Origin of the sequence: Paenibacillus sp. Marseille-Q4541, from assembly GCF_018310695.1 — a bacterium.
Classification (GTDB): domain Bacteria; phylum Bacillota; class Bacilli; order Paenibacillales; family Paenibacillaceae; genus Paenibacillus.
In genome coordinates, this window is record NZ_JAGXCY010000013.1 from 37,554 (window position 1) to 57,176 (window position 19,623).

Consider the following 19,623-nt stretch of genomic DNA (forward strand, 5'->3'; position numbering starts at 1 on the left):
TCCTTAGATCCTCACGGGTGTAGATGTTTGATTTTCCTGTTCATCTACTGTATAAAGAGATCTTTCACAGCGGATGCTATCATCTAAGTGCCGGTACTAGAGTGCCGCCGGAGAAGAAGACTCCGTTTCACGTGGAACCTCTTGTTCAACGAGCGCATGTCTGCGCCAAGCACCGCTTTTCCAACGAAAATGCATAATGAAGGCACGAATCCATTCATCTGCAGCATTTGCTACCCATACACCCAGCAATCCCATTTCGAGATGAAAGACAAACCAATAACCGAGCGGAAGGCTTACACCAACCATAGAGATGAGTCCCATATAAACGGGAAAACGAGCATCCCCTGCTGCTCGTAATGAGTTAATCATAATCATGTTACATGTTCTCGCTGTCTCCAGTACGATACTAAACAGGATAACCTGCGAACCTAAGCGGATAATTTCCGCATTGTCTGTAAAGATACCAATAAGCTGCTCTCGCAGCAGGATAATGATAATATCCATCACAATCGTTGTGATCAATCCGATCTTTACACTTTTTCTCACTCTTGCATAAGCTTCATCCTGCTTTCCGGCACCTACGAAACGTCCGGTTAGTATCGATGTCCCTACCGACACCGCCATACTGAATAAATAAATATAATGTGAGATTTGAGCTGCATACTGGCGTGTAGCGAGCGCCTCTGTTCCGAGATAAGTCACATAATATAAAAACACGAGCTGACATATTTGATAAATGATTTGTTCAAAAGCAGAAGGAATTCCGATATTCAGAATTTTACTTACATACTCTTTTGAAATCGTGAAGTAGTGTCTCCACTCTATCCTTACTGCCACCACTTTATATAGTAACCAAGCAAAAATTGCGACACAGACCAATCTGCTGAGTACTGTGGAGATTGCCGCCCCTTGAACACCCATCGGGCTAAATCCAAAATGACCAAAAATGAGCGCATAGTTACCGATTAGATGGATGATATTCATAATGAGCGAAACGAGCATGGTTTGTTTGGTAAAACCATAGGTACGAATAATGGCGGCCATAATATTAATTAGGGCTTGCAGAAAAATACCGCCACCAACAATAGTTAGGTATGTATTCCCTAGTTCCAGTATTTCACCATGCAGGTTCATTGCTTGCAAAATGTGGCGACCGCTTATGACAAAAATAATACTGATGATAACACCCACACATAAATTAAGTGTAATGGCCACCGCCGATACACGAGATGCCTCTGCAAGTTTTCTTGAACCGATATACTGAGCTACTACAATGGCAGCCCCATTACCGATGACCTCGAGAACGAGGATCGCAATCGATACGATTTGATTGGACGTTCCCACTGCGGATACGGCCTCATCTGATACGGCACTAATCATGAAAGTATCCACTGTACCCATCAGCATAAATAGCAATATTTCTAGAAAGATGGGCCAGGTTAACGAAAAAAGAGAAAGGTTTTCGGTCTTGGGAAGTTTCCCACCGACTGCTGTTGTCATATGCTCTCCTTCAAACTTTAGTAGAATTTATTTATTTTCATAAAATTACGTAATTTTTTCAGAAACAAAACGTATCTTAGCATAAACTTTTCATATATGCACGATAATTTACAATGCTGTAAGTCCTTTTAAAAAAAAGAATTAGGCCTTGCTGTGGTAAGGATATTTTCTATTTTTCGGGTTCAGGTGCATGCTTTGTTTATCATATATATTTTTCAATTCTGGTTTAGATTCACCCCAGTGGTGGTTATTTCTCATTAATAGCACTTATGGGTTAAGCGAATTTGCTCCCTGATTAGACACAGCTTACTTACTGATGCTTTAGAGAATGACAAGTTGGAGAGAGAGGGGGCCGTACGATGAAACGTAATCATACGATGATGCAATTTTTTGAATGGCATGTAGAGGCTGACGGTGCTCACTGGAAGCGCCTTGCGGAGAGAGCACCTGAGTTAAAAGACAAAGGAATCGATTCGGTATGGATTCCACCGGTTACCAAAGGCTCTTCACAGGAAGATACTGGCTACGGAACGTATGATCTTTATGATTTAGGCGAATTTGATCAGAAAGGCACGGTTAGGACCAAATACGGCTCCAAAGATGAACTGCTAGAAGCCATGGGTATCTGCACACAGAACGGGATTGCCGTCTATGTAGATCTTGTCATGAACCATAAGGCTGGAGCAGACGAAACGGAACGTTTTCAAGTCATTGAAGTCGATCCTAATAATCGTACCAAGGATATTTCTAAGCCTTTCGAGATTGAGGGGTGGACCAAATTCAACTTCCCTGGCCGTGGAGACAAATACTCCGCATTCAAATGGAACCACACCCACTTTAACGGAACGGACTATGATGCAGCGAAGGACCGGAGCGGTATTTTCCGAATGGCATCGAATAAAGAAGGCTGGGATGACAACGTAGATGACGAATTTGGTAATTACGATTACCTTATGTTCGCCAATATTGATTACAGAAAGCCAGAAGTTCGTGAAGAGATGATCAATTGGGGGAAATGGCTAATTGATACCTTGCAATGTAATGGATTTCGACTTGATGCGATTAAACATATTAATCATGATTTCATCAAGCAGTTTGCCAAAGAAATGATCAAAAAGCGTGGACAGGACTTCTATATTGTGGGTGAATTCTGGAAATCAGATCTTGCTGCTTGTCAACATTTTCTCGACACGGTTGACTATCAAATTGACCTATTTGACGTCTCACTCCACTACAAGCTTCATGAAGCTTCGCTTGCTGGTAAGTCATTTGATCTGACTACGATTTTCAATGATACGTTAGTGAAGACGCACCCTACGCATGCAGTTACCTTTGTGGATAATCATGATTCTCAGCCGGAAGAAGCACTGGAATCATGGATCGCTGACTGGTTCAAACAGAGCGCATATGCACTGATTTTACTCCGTCAGGGCGGATATCCATGTGTATTTTACGGTGATTACTACGGGATTGCGGGAGAGCATCCGGTTGCTCCGAAGAAGGAGGCAATCGACCCTTTGCTAGCCGCAAGATACCACCATGCCTACGGTGACCAAGAAGATTATTTTGATCACCCCAATACGATTGGATGGGTAAGACGGGGCGTGGAGGAATTTCCACACTCCGGATGTGCCGTTATTATCGGTAACGGAGAAAACGGAGAAAAGCGGATGTGTGTTGGTAAAGAACGTGCCGGACAGATTTGGTATGACATCACAGGAAACCAAGACCAAACTCTCAAGATTGCAGAAGATGGCTACGCGAACTTTATCGTTAAAGGCGGTAGTGTCTCTGTCTGGGTTGAACAAGTCCCGGATCAAGAGAAGCAACCAGAAAAAGAGAAGGCTTAAACGATCAGCTTCTCCTTCTTCTCTTCGAAAACGACGAAAGAGGCGGGCCTGTATTACGGGTCCGCCTCTTTTATTATTGCTCTTTTTTCTCAGGGTCTATCAGCTCGTCCGATGCGGTGTTCGCATCCATCCAGTTGTCCACCAGTTGTTGCGCCTCTGTTAACCCCTGATCACTTAACATGTAGTACCAACCATAGCTCTTATTCTCGCCCTCACCCTTCAGCATGTAACTGCTCATCTGAGGTACGGATTCCTTGGCATATAGCACTTCTGCCAGATTGATAATAAAGTCTGAAGTCATGTCTGTCTTCATATTCGAGCTTGCAATATCAATTAGCTGCGGGATCTTCATAATATTGCCCATTTCAAGTGCCCGCTCGGTTGCCGCCTTAATAAAAGTCCGCTGGCGCTCGGTTCGCATAAAGTCCGAATCCTCGCGGTATCGAACGTAATTCAGAGCGTCTTCACCGTCATAGATCGGTTTATTCGGCTCAATTCTTAGCTTCACATGATATTTATATTTGTTCTCTATCACTTCCGTGATCGGAAGTTTGACACCCCCAAGAGCATCTACCACTTCAACGAGTGCTTGAAAGTTTACTTTCGCATAATAATCCACGTTCGTTTGCAGCAATTGCTCTACTGTTTCTACACTCATTTTCGTTCCACCGTAGGCATAAGCTGCATTTACTTTATCTCTTTTGTCTCTTCCTGCAATCTCGACATAAGAATCCCGAGGGATAGACATTAACAACATGCGATGTTCTTCCGGACGAAATACGGCGTAGATCATCGTGTCTGATCTTCCGACATCCCCTTCCCTTTCATCTACGCCGAGTAGCAGCATGCTGAAAGGCTTTTTCAGCTTGTCTTTGGCATCTTCCTCACCTGCCGGACCCGTCACTTCCTTAATCGGATCGTAAGCATCATTCAGCTTATCTTTTACTGTATCTTCCAGAAACAACTGGAAAGCAATCGGAATGAGTTCTTTACGGAACACATACATAAAAGATCCTAGTAATACGAGAATAATAGCAGCTATCATTAGCGGCTTCTTTGATTTCGGTTTTTTCTTCTTTTTACTTTGATGGCGTTTGCTACGCGTTAGCGGGTACTCCTGATCGCTCATGTGTTTCTCCTCTCTCTATTCTTTCTCTTTTTTCGACATATTCGGGCTATAATTTCAGCTTTTGTTTGCATTCCTATAAAAAATCATTCAATACAATTCCTACGATTTCCAAAGGTATAACGCAATTACTATACTACAAGTTTCCAGTATAAGGAATCTCATTTTGGTAACAATGTCGAAATCTTGCTTTCCTATTCGGAAAAGATGCTCAGAAAGGCATAGGAAGCCTATAATAAAAATAACAAAGCGGAGGTGGAGCACAGATGCAGGAACAGAACGGACTTTTTGAAGAGGTGTACCGCGCTGTACTAGAACGCAGTGATCGTTACGACGGAATTTATTATACGGCTATTCGGACAACGGGCATCTATTGCAGACCTTCCTGTCGCTCCAGAACGCCGAAACCAGAAAACGTGACAATCTATTCGTCAACAAGCGAAGCAGAACGAAATGGATACCGTGCCTGCAAAAGATGCCAGCCTGAAAAGATGGAGCTGCATAATCCGGATACGGAAATATCCGAGCGAGTCACAGACTATATTGATAAACATTATCCTGAAACAGTGAACTTAAGCCGCTTGGCAGAAGAGATCAAAGTTAGCCCCTATCACTTGCAAAGAGTATTTAAACGAATCAAAGGGCTGACCCCTGCAGGATATTTACAAAAAGTGCGCCTGGATAAGGCTAAGGAACACCTCCGTATCACCACTTTTGAAGTTCAAGATATTGCCCCCCTTGTCGGGTATAAAAGCACTTCTCATTTCATTGCTGTCTTCCAAAAGGTAACCGGCCAAACGCCTCAGCAATATCGACAAAACCACGAAAGAGGGAATACACCATGACTCTTGTCTATTGGACGAAGGTTCAACACGCTTTGTTACAGAACCAATCCATTTATGTAGCAGCTACCGAACAAGGAGTATGCCGAATTACCTGGCCGTCAGAAAGCTGGGAGACACTCGTATCCTGGGTTCATCGCCACATTCCGGATGCTACCCTGGTTGAGAGTGAACAGCAACTAGCACCTTATCTAAAACAGCTTACCGAATACCTCGATGGCGAGAGATCACAATTCTCTCTACCGATTGATCTACGCGGGACTCCTTTTCAAATGGAAATATGGAAGGCGCTACAGCAAATTCCATACGGAGAGACACGCAGCTATTCAGATATTGCGGCACATGTTGGCAGAGCTGCAGCCGTTCGCGCCGTAGGCACAGCCAATGGAGCTAACCCTGTTCCTATGCTGGTTCCTTGTCACCGTGTTATTGGGAAGAATAAGAACCTGACAGGGTTTCGAGGGGGACTACATTTCAAAGAAGCACTTCTGACACTGGAGGGATATCATGAATACAACCGAAAAGGACATGCCCGTTTTGAATTCTAACCTTTCTCATACAGAACGAAACCTACCACTGCCTCAGCATTTCAGTTATTCGGAAATTCTCTACTACCTGAACCGTTCTGCACTCGAATGTTTGCATGAAGTGGAAGAAGAACGGATTTACAAATTGCTATATATTAAGGAACAACCTTTTCCTGTAGAGATCTGTTATGAAAAGGGAACTCATAATTTAGTAATTCGTTCTCTACGGACTAAGCCCGTTTCTAATGAAGAGTGGGAGCTCATTCACCTATATATAGAAGAGTGGCTAGATCTTCAAACCGATCTTGCCCCCTTTTATCGAATAGCAGACAACGATCCTATGCTCAGCCCTCTTGTCGATTCACTCAGGGGGCTACGAATTGTGGGGGTTCCGGATTTATTTGAAGCCCTATGCTGGGCAGTCATCGGACAGCAAATCAACCTTACCTTCGCTTATACGCTGAAAAAACGGCTGGTCGAGAACTTTGGAGAGACTTACGAATTTGACGGAAGAACCTATCACCGTTTCCCCTCCCCTTCTGCACTGCTTGCTGACAACACAGTAAACACGTTAAGAGAACTACAGTTCACAAGCAAAAAGGCAGAATATATAGTTGATATTGCCGGACGAGTCGTGCGAGGTGAATTGCAAAAGGAAGCACTGCTTGCATCCGGTTATCAGGCAGCTGAAGAAACGCTGCTTCGTATCAGGGGAATCGGACCGTGGAGCGCTCATTACGTCATGATGCGCTCATTACGTAATCCGGCTGCCTTTCCAGCAGGGGATGCTGGGCTGCATGCCGCTCTGAAGAAGCAGCTGGGACTAACGGTGAAGCCAACACCTGCGGAGATCATCGCCACTTTTGAACCGTGGCAAGGTTATGAAGCTTATGCCGTTTTTTACTTATGGCGAAGCCTTACGCTGTAAATCATATAAATACAAAAAGTCCGCAGCTGGGTTACCCACTGCGGTCTTCTTCACTTACAACTTACCCTGTTCCGGACAAAATAGAAGGCGAGGTAATTGTACCCTGATCTTCGACCAATGATCCACGCCTTTACTTCTCTCCTTCCTCCACAATGTACTTCAACATGCCTAGCTTGTTATCCCAGAACTGATCGAAATAAGATAACCAATCCTTAAGTTCGGTTAAAGGCTCTGCATGAAGTCGATACCTTGTTTCCCTTCCTACTTTTCGTTCCTTGACTAAACCTGCGTCAGACAAAACATGAAGATGCTTGGAAACAGCCGTTCGGCTAATTGGGAATTGTTCACTAATGGCCTTGACCGGCATTTCTCCATTCCGAAGCAAATAGAGAACCTCACGGCGAGTCGGATCGGCAAGGGCCTGAAAGACATCGTAATGGGACTGCGGCTCAGCTGACATTCTTAGGAATGAACCACGGCAGCGAGCTTGTTCACTATACCGCTCCAACCTTGATTCATACGATCGCGAACAATACTGTGTTCTTCTCCAAACGCAGTCTTCTCATCCGCTTTCCAGCCCGCATGGATCAGAGTAAACTCGGTTTGTCCTTCTTTTCCTTCTAACTTAAAGGTAATGGTCCAGTCCTTATCCCAGTTAAAACTTAGCGTATGCGGCGGGTCCAATTCCGTCACCTTGCACTTCGATTTACCAAAGGGGCCTGCTTCCAGAATAAATTCATGTCCTAGGACAGGTTCAAAGTTATTCGGCATAAACCACTCCGCAATCCCTTCTGCAGTAGCTACATGGTTCCATACCTTTTCAATAGGTGCATTCAGCAGAATGGTTTTGTTAATTTCGGGCAATGATGTTGTCATGAGTCGGTCCTCCTAGTATAGGTTACATCGATTACTTTCTAAAAAGAATGAGGCAATTATATGACACCATTTGGTTTCATGTCAATGGAAACCATAAGGTTTCCTATTATCTTCTCTTTTGCGTTCCATATTTATGCATATCTATGTTTTTCGTGATAAACTACATCTAAAAATGAGTTATAGAGGAGCTGAAGAAGAGTGAAAAAAGATTTGATTCATAGACTAACAAGCTATGTACGCATGGATACCCAGTCCGATGAGAATAGCGAAACTTGCCCTTCGACTCCAGGACAACTAGAACTTGGCCGCAAACTAGTAGAAGAGCTCAAATCCATTGGTATGGAAGAGATCACAATGGATGACAATGGATATGTTATGGCTTCACTTCCTTCCAATACAGAACGGGATGTTCCTGTCATTGGATTCCTTGCCCATCTCGACACGGCTACTGATTTTACGGGTAAGAACGTAAACCCTCAAGTTATTGAGCAATATGATGGCAGCGATATCACGCTTCACCAAGAGCAAAATATTGTCCTCTCTTTGAAAGACTTCCCTGAGCTTGCAGGTTACAAAGGACATACACTGATTACTACCGATGGCACGACACTGCTCGGTGCAGATAACAAAGCGGGTATTGCAGAGATCATGACCGCCATGGATTATCTTATTTCCCACCCTGAAATCAAGCACGGCAAGATCCGGGTTGCTTTTACACCTGATGAAGAGATTGGCCGTGGACCGCAACGTTTTGATGTATCCGCATTTGGCGCAAAATATGCTTACACCGTTGATGGTGGACCGCTTGGAGAACTGGAGTATGAAAGCTTCAATGCTGCAGCTGCTAAGGTTGTATTTAAAGGCAAAAACGTACACCCAGGTACCGCCAAACTGAAGATGGTCAATTCCGCCAAAATCGCAATGGAGTTTCACGCCAAGCTTCCCGTTCAAGAGGCACCTGAATTTACGGATGGATATGAGGGGTTCTATCACCTATCTTCCTTTAAAGGAGATGTGGAAGAAACCGAGCTGAATTATATCATCCGTGATTTCGATCGAAATCACTTCGAAGCCCGCAAAGCATATATGGAACAGATCGCCAAAAAACTCCAATCCGCCTACGGTAAAGAGCGTATTCAGCTCAAAATACGCGATCAGTACTTCAACATGCGTGAGAAAATTGAGCCAGTGAAATTCATCGTAGATATCGCTGGAGAAGCGATGAAACAACTTGATATTGAGCCTCACATCGTACCCATCCGAGGTGGAACGGACGGTTCCCAGCTGTCATACATGGGTCTACCTACGCCGAATATTTTCACCGGCGGAGAGAACTACCATGGTCGCTATGAATATGTATCCGTAGACAATATGGAGAAGGCAACCAAAGTCATTATTGGTATTGTACAGCTGTTTGAGCAACGCGGAGAATAAAGAGTGTACTTAAAATAAAAAGAGACGATGAAGTTGCCCCTACAGGCAGCCCATCGTCTCTTTTTTATTTTATTAGCATGGATGGGAGCATACTTCACTACTCCTACTTCGACTCTTCACTCCTACTAAATTGAAGCTGAGAAGTAGCGGCTTCTGGTGTTCCCGTCCCCTTTTCAAAGATCGCGTGATTCTCTAAAAAGAGGCGCTGTGCAGGAACCGCGAGATGAATGCCTTCCTCTTCAAGAATTCGCAAAATTTCAAAGTTGATGGATTCAAGAACCCTCATATGTTCTACCCATATCGTCGTATACGTAAAAAAGTAAAAATGGATTGTAATTTGATCGTTCGTCATCTCTTTAAACCGAACGATATATAAATCATGATCTATTTCTTCATGTTGCTCGATAAATTCACGCAGGCGATTTACTGCTTTGGTTAGCTGGACGCGATCGGAATCGATGGCAAGTCCAAGGTCAAATGTGACTCTTCTTTTCCCCATGCGACTCCAGTTGGTGATGGCTGCCTTAGCCAAAATATTGTTAGGAATAATAACAATCGAATCGGCAAAGGTCCGTATTTTGGAGCTGCGAAAAGAAATATCCTCTACCATGCCTTCTACCGCATCGGTATGAATCCAGTCCCCCTTGGAGAAAGGCTTTTCCGTTACGATAATAATACCGGCAATGAGATTGCTAAGCGTTTCTTGCGCTGCTAGTGCTACGGCGAGACTCCCGAGCCCAAGTCCGGCCACTAAACCATTCACACTATATCCCCATTCCCCCATGATCACCGTGATCGTAATGGCAATGACCATGAAACGCAGCACTTTGGACAGAAACGGAATGATCATATCCGATTCTTCAACACCAACTTTACTCGTCATCCCCGCAAAAAATCGGGAAGATCGTCCAGATAAATTATAAAAAGCCCAGCCAATAATGATGATAAATCCGGTACGGACAAAACCTTGGAATAAAGGCCAGTTCGCTCCACCATCAGCAAAATAAAAGCGGACTGCACCAGAAATACCGAGTAGTGTCATCAAGGCTCGAGCTGGGCCATGCAGCATTTGATAAATACTGTCCCATTTCTTACCAAACACCCGTTTTAATAGATGAAATAATTTAGTGGAAGTCCACTTATTAAAAATCGTAAATATCAATAAAAAAATGAGAGATATCGCTAGCCGAATCCAGTTAATCCCCTCAATAAATTCATTTATTACCTTAAAAAAATCCAAATCAATTCCCACCTTCGCTGCTTGTTCTTACGTTGTCTAAGAGAATATTGGACCATTGTAACAAAAGGGGGCCTTATAAACAAAAAGGCAAGTGGGATTACTGCAGAAGCAGCAACCCCGCTTGCCTAATTTTTGGAATTAACAGACTCATCCCTTACATCTTGCGATCCCAGAATCGATGTGAGGCTACGGCTTCCACGAATTTATTCTCAAACTCGGAAAGCTCATCTTTGGAAGTCGCAGTTACAATGCCTGGTACATTAAGATCTTCTACGGCCAACGATTGCTGAAGGAAAGCAGTTCCCTCGTTTACGGCACCAATCGGTTTAAGGTGCTTGTACGCTTCCCGCACAAAATCTTTCGCATCAGGATCGGATGCAATTAGGTTCACACCCTCTTTTCCGCCAGCAATATAAATGGCATCAAACAGTAAGGAATCACTGGTCAAGAAGGTATGCATTGCCTCGATTTCTTCTCCGCCTTGTCCAGCAATAGGGCCCAGCCGGTCACTGACTACCTCTGCCATAGCCCCTGCTTCCTCTAAAGCCTTCATAACATCGGTCGTTGTTTGATCGAAACCAGCCCCTGCAATGATGGCCACCTTACGAGTCTTCGCGGAAAAAATCGTATTCATCATGCTGAGTGCCGGAGAATCAGGTGGAGTTGGATTTTTCGTTTGCTCTCCTGGTTCGGGAAGCTGAGCTCCAATCTTAGGTGCTACATCCGCTGCAAGTTTTGGGTCAATGTTCGTCAGCAGATTGATGACAGACTGACGGACTTCCATACGCTGAACTTTACCCAGCTCAAATTGGAATGCACTTGTCATATGTTTCTTCTCAATGTCAGACATACTGTTCCAGAACATTTTTGCTTGGCTATAGAAGTCCTTAAAGCTCTCACTTCTTGCCTGCACTTTCCGGCCCTCTACCTTCTCCGCGTAGTGCTGATATCCGCCTTCTTGCGGTGTGGATGTAGAAGGACTGTTGCCCGCAATGCCGTTTCGGTGATAGCTGACCGGTCCACGATTCACTGTCATCCGGTGCATACCGTCTCGCTGGTTATTGTGTACAGGAGCAATCGGACGGTTGATCGGGATTTCGGCAAAGTTTGGACCACCGAGTCTGGAAATCTGTGTATCGGTGTACGAGAATAATCGTCCTTGAAGCAACGGGTCATTGGAGAAATCAATACCTGGTACAACATGTCCTGGATGGAACGCGATTTGCTCCGTTTCAGCAAAGAAGTTGTCCGTGTTACGAGTCAGCGTCATTTTCCCTACCTTACGAACTGGCACAATTTCTTCGGGCCAAATTTTCGTAGGATCTAGAATATCAAAGTCAAAGTTAAACTCATCTTCTTCTTTAATGATCTGAAGACCAAACTCAAACTCTGGATAATTCCCCGTTTCAATGGCATCCCACAAATCACGGCGATGGAAGTCAGGGTCTTTCCCTGCAATCTTCTGATTCTCATCCCACACAAGGGAGTGAACGCCCAGAACCGGTTTCCAGTGGAATTTAACAAAGTGTGCTTTTCCTTCCTCATTTACGAGCCTAAAGGTATGCACACCAAAGCCCTCCATCATGCGGAAACTACGCGGCAACGCTCGGTCTGACATAGACCACATCATCATGTGTGCTGTCTCCGGATTATTCGCCATAAAGTCCCAGAACGTATCATGAGCAGAAGAGGCTTGCGGCACTTCGTTATGAGGTTCCGGTTTCACTGCATGGATAAAATCAGGGAACTTGATCGCATCCTGAATGAAAAATACCGGCATGTTGTTACCGACAAGATCGTAGTTGCCTTCTTCTGTATAAAATTTAGTCGAGAATCCACGTACATCTCGCACCGTATCAGCGGATCCACGAGATCCCGCTACCGTTGAGAAACGAACAAATACAGGCGTTTTTACAGATGGATCCTGCAAGAAACCAGCTTTCGTAATGGAGATAAGCGGCTCATAGACTTGGAAGTAACCATGGGCACCAAAACCACGAGCATGCACGATCCGCTCTGGAATCCGCTCATGGTCAAAGTGCGTCATTTTTTCACGGAAATGAAAATCCTCCATCAAAGTCGGGCCACGTTCTCCCGCTTTCAAAGAGAATTCATCTTCTGACACCTTTAATCCTTGGTTTGTCGTTAATTTTTGCCCGTCATTATCCACTCGGAAAGAGTCGAGTTGTTCGTCTTTTGCATCCTTTTTCATATTCTTATCTTCCCTACTCATTCTCTATTCCTCCTCAAGATTGGTTAATTCCCATATCATCAAATTGGCAATCTAATTATCGTTAATCAATTCTTTAAGTAAGTACCCTGTCATTCACCGGATTAAACGTGTCTCTACCAAGAATCTGATCCGATGGCTCAGTAGGTGACATTCGCTCTTCTCCGGGTACAAAAAGAAGCAAGGCTAGGATAATTGCAATCCCTGCCCTGCTTCCTCTATTTGATGCGATTTATTTTACCTCAACCCGTATGACTTCACTTCTAACCTGCCCATGGCTATTTGCCAGTTCAATCTGATACTCGTATACTCCTGCTGTCTTACCAACTATCTCGGTGTATGCCGTTTGCGCATTAGGCGTCGAAGCTGTCAGTTCCTGTGTATCTACAATTTCACCATTTTCGTAGAGTCTATAGATAGTCCCATTTGTTCCCCACCACATGTTCATCGTAATGCGATAAACCCCATCCTGGTCCCAGTTATCGCTAGATATGCTTGGTTTACCAGGTGCAGCGTCTTTTACGGTTACGGTATGCGGAGCACTTTTGGTTGTTCCATGCGCATTAATCAGTTCTGCCGTATAAACATACGTACCATTATCTCTTCCGGTCAGTGGAACGTGAGTACTCTGAGCCTGAGGTGTAGTGTCAGATAAAAGTTCCGTATAGATCAATTTACCGTTCTCATACAGCTTATATCTCGTACCATTCTCACCCCACCACATATTCATGGACAGAGTGTATTCGCCGTCCAAGAGACCATTATTGTGTCCGTTATTATCAGAGAGGACAGGAAGTCCTGGCTTGCCTTTAGCAGTACCATTCTCCTCTACACCCGTATAACGAATTTGGGGAGCCGCTGGTTTCTCCATCCCTGTGCCTAGATAGAAGCTAGTATGCGGAGGCTGATTATATGCGATATTCTGCCAAGCTACCCCAAGTCTATAGATTGGATCATGCATTAACGTACGAATTCGATGGCTAGACTCATCTGTCGTCGTATAGATCCGAAGTTCCATACTATCCTGAGAACGCCATACTACCTCTTCGCGCCAATCTCCATAAAGATCGGCTTGCAAACTTGGATTTGCTTTGGTGGAATTGTTAGACGCTGCTCCGTTTGCGGTGAGCAAATTGACAGTTGTTTGATTATTGTAATCCCATTTGTCGATCCTGATATCATCTTGAAGCTCTCTGAGCAAATCGCCGTCCCACCAGATTCCAAAGTTTGTGGATGATGGAATTTTGGATGAAATCTTCTCCCCTTTGATGGAATACAAACCACTGAGCGGAATATGTTCTGCATTCGTTATCGTAGCAGACCACACTTCTTCTCCGGGATGATTCGGATCAATATCTGCTGACATCCCCCTTCCTACGTCAATGCCCATAGGAACCCCCCAGAGAATCTCACCTGTGTTCGCATCTCGTACTTCCATTCCGTATTCTGCATTCTTATTTTCATGAACACTGAATATTTCAAGACCTTCCCGCTCAGGATCAAGATTACCAAAATGCATCGCATCCCCGTGACCAAGCCCTGTATTGTGAAGTGGTGTGCCATCATCATCGATTGCTATCGCACCGAACAAAATTTCATCCTTTCCGTCGTTATCCACATCACCGACCGACAAATTATGATTCCCCTGTCCCGCGTAGCTTCCTAACCCCTCGTCGTTGGAGTCAAAACGCCAGCGCTTCGTGAGTTCTCCGCCTCTGTAATCATAAGCAGCGAGCACGGTTCTCGTATAATAACCTCTAGAGAACACAAGACTTGGATGTTCCCCATCCAGATATGCCACCGTTGCTAGGAATCGATCGACCCGGTTACCGTACCCATCTCCCCAGGAGTTTACGTCTCCACGAGGCGGATCATAAGGAACCCTACTAAGTGCCTTGCCCGTCTGTCCTTCAAATACAGTTAGATATTCATTCCCAAGCAGGACATATCCAGAGCTGTTGCGATGATCTAACGTACCGTCTCCAATGACGACGCCTGCCCCATCTTTGGTACCGTCTGCAGTCTTCATTGCAACTTCAGCTTTTCCATCTCCATCAAAATCATAAACAAGAAACTGTGTATAATGAGCCCCTGCTCTAATGTTAGGTCCCATCTTGATACGCCACAGCTTCGTTCCGTCAAGCTTGTAGGCATCCATAAATACTTCACCTGTATAACCAGCTTGCGAGTTGTCTTTACTATTGTTTGGTGACCACATTAGAACGATCTCATATTTCCCATCACCATCGAGATCCCCTACACTTGCATCCCCGGCATAATATGAATAAGGCTGACCATCTTTTGTATAACCGTCCGCAGGTTTGTCGAGCGGAATGGATTTGTATTGCTGTTGCCATACGGAGAATGTCTCCGTACTTTCTTGGCTTATTCCATTTACAATCGGTTCAACTCGGTAAACTGATTTCTCAGTCCCTCCTGCATCAACATAATTGGTGCGATCGGTAATCGGCTTACTCGTAATCAGTTTGTTGTCCCGGTAAATACGAAAAGTAATGGAATCCGGGTCAAGACCGAGCATCCTCCAGCTGATAAACACGCCCTCTTCTGTCTTTACTGCAACGGGCGCCCGGTCGATATTCTCCATCTGTCGATACAACGTAGTTACTGCTTCTGTTCTGAGTACCTCTGACATGTCAGAGATCCCTCCTGCATTCACTGACGCAACTTTATAGTAATATGGCACCGTACTCAATATGGTTGAATCTGTGTACTTCGGTTCTTTCGACTTCCCAATCAAATCGTATATTCCGTTCTCTTTTACAGAACGGTAGACATTGTAGGAGCGGGATTTCTGGTCCGCTTTCCACGTAAATGTTACGTCATTTTTATGAATAGAGGTGACCGTAAGTTCAGTTGGAACTCCTGATTTCCCTACAGAAAGGTCAATCATGGACACCTCAAGCAGCGAAGAAGCAACCGATTCGAGACCTGCAGCGTCCACAGCTGTAACATAATACGTATATTTCATTCCAATATCAGCGCTCTCGTCTTTCAGCGATAATGCAGCTGTTTCGGCTAGGAAAGATGCTTTCGCTTCTCCCTCTGCCTGACGATAAACACGGTATAACACCGCACTGTCCGTTCTGCTCCACGAAAGTTCTGCAGACGGGGGATCATTCTCAAGAGCAAGCTGAACGAGTTTCAGCTCTGCTGGGGCAAGCAGAAGTGGAGTAATCTCAATTCCATTTACATGAGCGGTTTGCCCTGAAAAAACCATGTTGATCTGTCCATCCTGAACAGCAATTGGTGAATACAGTTTCTCCGCAATGTTCTCCTTCCCGGAGCTTACGGTCCCATAGTCCTTCCCTTCAATGTTTACGTTCGTTTTGGTAGAACCAATCCAATCTCCAGTATACGATTTGACAGCATAGGTTCCGTTTGGAAGATCTACCTTGAATTCATAAATCCCGCCAAAATTGATAATAAAATCACGACGCAGGGCATCCGTAGCTCCTCCCCGGTCACGATCTGCCAAAGCACCTGCATGAACAGTAAGGCCATACCCGCGTTCTTTAGAATAGAGAATATTGCGGTTAATCTCGGTGTAGCCTTCTGCTACTGGGGCACCTGGAGGACCAAAATCATACCGATACGTGGCTGATTTCGTTCCAATCGTCACTTCCTCGGAAGGATCAGAGGATCCCTTTCCATTCACTGCGATGACTCTAGCTGTATAGGACTTCCCTTCCGAAAGACCAGACAAGGAGAAACTTGGTACCGTAGCCGTTCCAGCCAGTTTATAAGCGGATGCTGCATCCGTTTGGGGCTTAACATAGACGCGGTAAATATCCGCTTGCTGAACTGCATTCCATTTCAGTAGCGCACCGCTGTTGCTAATATTTCCTGCAACTAGACCTGTCACCGAATCCGGCTTTGCCTCCGGCAGAGTCTGCTCCTGAACATACTCCGATAAAGGAAGATTAAGCTCTGCTATAGACTGTGCTACCATTCTTGCAAGCTGAATCGCTCCATATTCCTGGAAATGAGTATTATCTGCTGAACCATTCGGAAAAGCTCCGTACACTCCTGGGTCCGTATGCAAAAAGACGGACTTTGCTTCCTCAGGGCCGATGGAATCGTAATATGCTACACTCCGTGCGCTAAGATCAACTAACTTCGTGTTTTCCTCCACTGCCACTTCCTTCATGGCTGCTACATACTCGGGAAAGCTCACATTGAATTTGCCTGTATCCGGGTTAAAATCCCTTCGACCTACGGGTGTAACAAGAATTGGCGTAGCTCCGCGCTGCTCGGCACCGTGGATGTAGGTTCGAAGATACTCTTTATAATCGGCCGGAGAAGCATACCGATCGGGAATAGAGATCGTTGCATCATTATGACCAAATTGAATGAGGAAGTAGTCCTCAGGCTGTATGACTTTCAATATCTCATCCAGCCTACCTTCATTAATAAAGGATTTCGTACTTCGTCCCCCAATTGCATGATTCTTAATTAGTACCTGATCGCTGAAGAAACGAGGCAACATCTGTCCCCAGCCCGCTTCCGGCTTCCAATAGGGATCGTAGGTTTGTACCGTAGAATCCCCAGCAATATAGATCGTAGGCTGATCGCCTGCTGTCCGTTCCGGGAGCCTTGTAATGACTAGTGCATTCAATTTAGCTGCTGAACCTGTAAACTCCAGATTGAGCTGTCCATCGACGAGGGCAAGCGAAAAGTTCATTTCCAAAAACTCGCCAGCTCCTTTGGCAGTCAGCTGTACTTTTTGCATACGCTCTGCCTTGATGGCAATCTCTGAGCTTTCTTGCTGGTCTCCTGCAATAAGAGCTACATTATAATCACCACTCGGTAGATCAATCTGAAATACCGCGTTATCCACACGTGCAAAATCCGAGCGAATAAGGTCTTCCCCGCCCCGGTCCGCTACCGAAACTGTGGATAAATCCGTAAAACCGTAACCTATTTCTTCGGAATACGCTGACTGTGCATTAATTCCTGTATAACCGTCAGCAACTAATCCATCGCCAAAATCAAAACGATATTCACCTTCCTGAGCAATCTTCATATCATCCTCCCCATAGGTTGCCTGCGTCACCGAAGTGTCGCTACCCGCATCTCCTAGCGGCAAATCTTCTTGTACTTCTTCTGCCTTTACCGTCTGCCCCCCCCATTCTACTGGCATTGCCATTGTTGACAGCACCATAAGAATGACAAGAAAAATTATGAAAAATCGAGATTTGCCAAGATGGTGCCCTCTACCTGCTCTCATGAAGATGCCTCCTTTACGCTCATAATGTAACCCCTTTCATCGTATCTTTTGACTTCCTCATTTAACATCAAAAAAACAGTGTTCTTCGTGCACATATCAGTGTTTCTGATTCGAAGCAGATAACAAAAAAGACCGATTTCCGAAGAAACCAGCCTTTTTTTACGTAGTGATTTAGGGTAAGGTTATTAATATAGCTCTACCTAAATGTTCTTTTACTACCTGAATATGTAACTAAAAGAGGTGAAATAATAATATGTTCTCTTTTCTATTAACTTTGATTGTCGCGGTCTTCTGTACAGCCATCACCCTAATAAAAAGTTATGAGTACGATAGCAAACTACTTACGATTTTTGTGTCTGCAGTGGCCGTCGCTTTTACGGGCGCTCAATATTTTTTGCTTGGTCTTGATTCCATCGTCACCGCCATTATCTTCGTGCTCATTCTAACGTTGGTGAACGTTTATACCCAAAGTATCCACATGGAACAGCAAGGACGTACACGTAAACCGCTAAAGTGGTATCACATTGGGATAGTAGCCGTATGTTCCTTTGCTCTGATTGCCCTATACGAACTGTTCATCACCGCAACTCCTTTACAGGACATTCACTGGGATGAAATAGGTGTACGAATTCTACTTATTCTTGTTATACCCATGTCGATTGGAGCGTTTTATAGAAACCGAAAAATCAAACGTATGAACAGCACGAATTAATTAATTCGATTAATGTCGGAGGTAAAGGGACGATGATATTCGCCGCCTTTGCCTCCTTATTATTTTGTACCATCAAAGATGAGTTATAAATACACTTTTTTCCCTGTCTTCGCACTCTCTACCGCTCCAAAAACCATGGCTACACTATGAATGTTGTCAAGAGAGTCGGTTTCGGCAGGTCTTCCTTCTTCAAGAGCAGCGAACATCTCATCAAGACAGCCTACGTGTCCTTCCCTACCATTCCAGCTTGCTTCTACTTCCGTTTGGACGACTTCATGAAAAAATGCATCGCCAGCCTGTTCCTTGAGCTGTTCGCTGATTGGCATATGCGTGCCGTCCCAACGTGCCGACCCTTTGTTTCCAATGACACGCCAATCTGCTTCCCATGAGGTAGGTAGTCCAATCGCTGACCAAGAACCGCGATAACTAAATACAGAGCCGTCACTCATCTCAAAGATGCAAATCGCAGAGGCATTACCCTGATACCAAGACCCTTCCGGATTATATTCATGACAGTACACCGACACCGGGTCTGCTCCTGTAATAAATCTGGCCTGATCAAATGTATGAATAGCCATATCCACAATCAGCGGGCTGTCCATCACATCCCGGAACCCACCAAACCGTGGACCGAGAAAAAAGTCAGCATGCACAGATCCTACTTTACCAATGGCTCCTGTATGCAGATAATCACGAAACGCACGGATTTGACGTAAGTACCGGCGATTTTGCATCACAGAGTACCGTTTCCCTGTACGCTCACTTACCTTTACGATCTCACGAGCATCCTCTAGTGACTCTGCCATCGGTTTTTCACCGAATACATGACAACCTGCCTCCATCGCAGCTGTTACCACTGCTTTATGACTCGATGGTATCGTCACATCAAATACGAGATTTGCATCCACGGACTGAAGAGCAACCGATATATCGTTAAAAACAGGGACTTTAAGACCTCTCTTTTCTGCCATCTTTACTGCATTTTCTTCAAAAATATCTACAAGTCCGACGATGCTTACATCGTCCCTCTGTGCTGCATAATCAAACCACGCGTTCGACATCTCGCCGCAGCCAGCTACAATCACTTGATGACGTGCCAATATAATTTCC

14 protein-coding genes are annotated in these 19,623 nt (G+C 44.7%); 6 read left to right on the plus strand and 8 right to left on the minus strand.

The genetic code is table 11. The annotated features are described in order from the left end of the window. Positions 1-96 precede the first annotated feature (96 nt). Complete coding sequence (locus KFT32_RS14780; protein ID WP_211747998.1) at positions 97-1,500, minus strand: MATE family efflux transporter; 1,404 nt, start codon at positions 1,498-1,500, stop codon at positions 97-99. 359 nt (positions 1,501-1,859) lie between these two features. Here KFT32_RS14780 and KFT32_RS14785 point away from each other — a divergent pair, with 359 nt between their 5' ends. Next, positions 1,860-3,350 carry an alpha-amylase gene (locus KFT32_RS14785; protein WP_211747999.1) on the plus strand — a complete coding sequence of 497 codons (1,491 nt, stop codon included), beginning with the start codon at positions 1,860-1,862 and terminating at the stop codon, positions 3,348-3,350. A gap of 73 nt (positions 3,351-3,423) precedes the next feature. Here the strand turns inward: KFT32_RS14785 and KFT32_RS14790 are convergent, their stop codons facing one another. Next, entirely contained in the window at positions 3,424-4,479 is a 1,056-nt protein-coding gene (locus KFT32_RS14790; RefSeq protein ID WP_249435902.1) for an LCP family protein, read from the minus strand. 263 nt (positions 4,480-4,742) lie between these two features. On the opposite strand from KFT32_RS14790, the gene KFT32_RS14795 reads away from it, so the two are divergent. Genes KFT32_RS14795 through KFT32_RS14805 form a run of 3 tightly spaced genes read left to right on the plus strand, consistent with a single transcriptional unit; the run spans position 4,743 to position 6,773 of the window. Beyond that, positions 4,743-5,321, plus strand: coding sequence for a bifunctional transcriptional activator/DNA repair enzyme AdaA (locus KFT32_RS14795; protein WP_211748000.1), 579 nt, complete (start codon positions 4,743-4,745; stop codon positions 5,319-5,321). Further along, positions 5,318-5,866, plus strand: coding sequence for a methylated-DNA--[protein]-cysteine S-methyltransferase (locus KFT32_RS14800; protein ID WP_211748001.1), 549 nt, complete (start codon positions 5,318-5,320; stop codon positions 5,864-5,866). Before KFT32_RS14795 ends, KFT32_RS14800 begins: the two co-directional genes overlap by 4 nt. Continuing rightward, positions 5,826-6,773, plus strand: a complete 948-nt coding sequence (locus tag KFT32_RS14805; protein ID WP_211748002.1) for a DNA-3-methyladenine glycosylase 2 — start codon at positions 5,826-5,828, stop codon at positions 6,771-6,773. Before KFT32_RS14800 ends, KFT32_RS14805 begins: the two co-directional genes overlap by 41 nt. Before the next feature lie 130 nt (positions 6,774-6,903). Here the strand turns inward: KFT32_RS14805 and KFT32_RS14810 are convergent, their stop codons facing one another. Further along, positions 6,904-7,233 carry an ArsR/SmtB family transcription factor gene (locus KFT32_RS14810; RefSeq protein WP_211748003.1) on the minus strand — a complete coding sequence of 110 codons (330 nt, stop codon included), beginning with the start codon at positions 7,231-7,233 and terminating at the stop codon, positions 6,904-6,906. A gap of 2 nt (positions 7,234-7,235) precedes the next feature. Next, the gene (locus KFT32_RS14815; RefSeq protein WP_211748004.1) at positions 7,236-7,649 is read right to left on the minus strand and encodes an SRPBCC family protein; all 414 of its coding nucleotides are present in this window, start codon (positions 7,647-7,649) and stop codon (positions 7,236-7,238) included. A 198-nt stretch (positions 7,650-7,847) separates the two neighbouring features. Between KFT32_RS14815 and pepT the strand changes: the two genes are divergently transcribed. Further along, positions 7,848-9,083, plus strand: coding sequence for a peptidase T (gene pepT, locus KFT32_RS14820; protein ID WP_211748005.1), 1,236 nt, complete (start codon positions 7,848-7,850; stop codon positions 9,081-9,083). A 103-nt stretch (positions 9,084-9,186) separates the two neighbouring features. Here pepT and KFT32_RS14825 read toward each other — a convergent pair whose 3' ends face one another. The 3 genes from KFT32_RS14825 to KFT32_RS27460 form a co-directional block, all read right to left on the minus strand. Beyond that, positions 9,187-10,323, minus strand: a complete 1,137-nt coding sequence (locus KFT32_RS14825) for a mechanosensitive ion channel family protein (RefSeq protein WP_211748006.1) — start codon at positions 10,321-10,323, stop codon at positions 9,187-9,189. A gap of 154 nt (positions 10,324-10,477) precedes the next feature. Then, the gene (locus tag KFT32_RS14830) at positions 10,478-12,556 is read right to left on the minus strand and encodes a catalase (protein ID WP_211748007.1); all 2,079 of its coding nucleotides are present in this window, start codon (positions 12,554-12,556) and stop codon (positions 10,478-10,480) included. Positions 12,557-12,785: 229 nt separating this feature from the next. Beyond that, the gene (locus KFT32_RS27460) at positions 12,786-17,801 is read right to left on the minus strand and encodes a rhamnogalacturonan lyase family protein (RefSeq protein ID WP_283246439.1); all 5,016 of its coding nucleotides are present in this window, start codon (positions 17,799-17,801) and stop codon (positions 12,786-12,788) included. A 253-nt stretch (positions 17,802-18,054) separates the two neighbouring features. Here KFT32_RS27460 and KFT32_RS14840 point away from each other — a divergent pair, with 253 nt between their 5' ends. Beyond that, the gene (locus tag KFT32_RS14840; RefSeq protein ID WP_211748008.1) at positions 18,055-18,513 is read left to right on the plus strand and encodes a hypothetical protein; all 459 of its coding nucleotides are present in this window, start codon (positions 18,055-18,057) and stop codon (positions 18,511-18,513) included. A gap of 83 nt (positions 18,514-18,596) precedes the next feature. Here KFT32_RS14840 and KFT32_RS14845 read toward each other — a convergent pair whose 3' ends face one another. Further along, positions 18,597-19,613, minus strand: coding sequence for a Gfo/Idh/MocA family protein (locus KFT32_RS14845; protein ID WP_211748009.1), 1,017 nt, complete (start codon positions 19,611-19,613; stop codon positions 18,597-18,599). Positions 19,614-19,623 lie beyond the last annotated feature (10 nt).

Excerpts from the sequence above, each read along its gene's own strand:
- KFT32_RS14780 (WP_211747998.1), bottom strand. The coding sequence starts at position 1,500 with ATGACAACAGCAGTCGGTGGGAAACTTCCCAAGACCGAAAACCTTTCT.
- KFT32_RS14830 (WP_211748007.1), bottom strand. The coding sequence starts at position 12,556 with ATGAGTAGGGAAGATAAGAATATGAAAAAGGATGCAAAAGACGAACAA.
- KFT32_RS27460 (WP_283246439.1), bottom strand. The coding sequence starts at position 17,801 with ATGAGAGCAGGTAGAGGGCACCATCTTGGCAAATCTCGATTTTTCATA.
- KFT32_RS14785 (WP_211747999.1), top strand. The coding sequence starts at position 1,860 with ATGAAACGTAATCATACGATGATGCAATTTTTTGAATGGCATGTAGAG.
- KFT32_RS14810 (WP_211748003.1), bottom strand. The coding sequence starts at position 7,233 with ATGTCAGCTGAGCCGCAGTCCCATTACGATGTCTTTCAGGCCCTTGCC.
- KFT32_RS14815 (WP_211748004.1), bottom strand. The coding sequence starts at position 7,649 with ATGACAACATCATTGCCCGAAATTAACAAAACCATTCTGCTGAATGCA.
- KFT32_RS14795 (WP_211748000.1), top strand. The coding sequence starts at position 4,743 with ATGCAGGAACAGAACGGACTTTTTGAAGAGGTGTACCGCGCTGTACTA.
- KFT32_RS14840 (WP_211748008.1), top strand. The coding sequence starts at position 18,055 with ATGTTCTCTTTTCTATTAACTTTGATTGTCGCGGTCTTCTGTACAGCC.
- KFT32_RS14805 (WP_211748002.1), top strand. The coding sequence starts at position 5,826 with ATGAATACAACCGAAAAGGACATGCCCGTTTTGAATTCTAACCTTTCT.
- KFT32_RS14800 (WP_211748001.1), top strand. The coding sequence starts at position 5,318 with ATGACTCTTGTCTATTGGACGAAGGTTCAACACGCTTTGTTACAGAAC.
- KFT32_RS14790 (WP_249435902.1), bottom strand. The coding sequence starts at position 4,479 with ATGAGCGATCAGGAGTACCCGCTAACGCGTAGCAAACGCCATCAAAGT.